Below are 1,149 nucleotides of genomic sequence, written 5' to 3'. Positions count from 1 at the left end.
TTTTTTGAAACAACATAAATTATCATTGGATATAATATCCAAAATATAGCAATGGAGTGGTGTAGACAAATGTATCCGATGCATCCTTATTATTCAAAACACCATACAGTAACTAGAACCTATTCATATCCAAATAATGTACTTAATCTAGAAACGAAACTAAGACAAAATGGAATCTTATTTAGGATTTGTTTTCCTGATAATAAATGATTTTCTAATTAAAATGAGAGCCTACCCTGACATACAAATTGTTAAAACGGTGCGAGGTTTTAGGAATACTAAACTTATTGCTGGTGCTTTTCCTGATAGAGTTGAAGGTCCATACATATATACAATTACAGATGGAGAACTCCCAAAAATTAACATGGACACTCTTGAAATTGTTAAAAAATCTCGAGATTGGGGAGATGCAAGATTTATGGATGCTGCAGGACCTAACCTCTACGTCGTAGTAGGTAATGAGTTAATTAGGGTAAATGCAGCAAATCTTGAAGAAGTGACTAGAGTCCGTGGCTGGAATGATGCTACTATTTGCAGTTCCTGGTGATGCATATATCTATGCTATTAAAGGTGATGAACTAATTAGGTTTAGAGAAAGAGATCTACAACGTGATACAGATATTGAACCAGCTCGAGGTTAGAGGCGTGCTACACTTATGACAGGTTCTGGTAACCGTATCTATATTGCAAAAGACGACGAATTGAGTAGTGTGAAAGGAAGTACGCTTCAATCTGATCTAAATGTTGAATCTAGTTTTGGATGGGGAAATGCAACCTTTATGTCATCTTGGGGAGATCACGTCTTTTTTATTACAGAAGAAGCAAATAGATTCAAGAATTCAGAACAGAGTTATAGTAGTTATAATGATTATAACCATTATAATTTTCAATACGTACTACCAAGTGCTCCTTACTATTATCGTTCAAATTATTATCCTTATTACCCATACTATCCTTATTATTCAAACTACTAGACTATAAACATATAACGTCTTGTTGTATCACTTATTTAGCATTAAGCTAGCAAACGGTTTAGAAACAACAATAACATTATTTTATTGTTGCTTCTAAACCGCCTCCTAGGCAAGATGAATAGATGAGACTAATCTTCTATTCATCTAGATACTGATAATATCTTTTTAAAGTTAT

General features: G+C 33.3%; 1 protein-coding gene. It reads left to right on the top strand.

Annotation, left to right across the window (positions count from 1 at the left end):
* The first annotated feature begins 169 nt into the window (after positions 1–169).
* Positions 170–547 (top strand): hypothetical protein, encoded by a 378-nt coding sequence (locus tag KVT37_RS31590; protein ID WP_119781896.1) that lies wholly within the window; start codon positions 170–172, stop codon positions 545–547.
* The last annotated feature ends 602 nt before the right edge of the window (positions 548–1,149 follow it).

Origin of the sequence: Mesorhizobium sp. GbtcB19 (assembly GCF_019091085.1) — a bacterium.
Taxonomy (GTDB): Bacteria; Pseudomonadota; Alphaproteobacteria; order Rhizobiales; family Rhizobiaceae; genus Mesorhizobium.
This window is presented reverse-complemented; position numbering and strand designations above follow the sequence as displayed.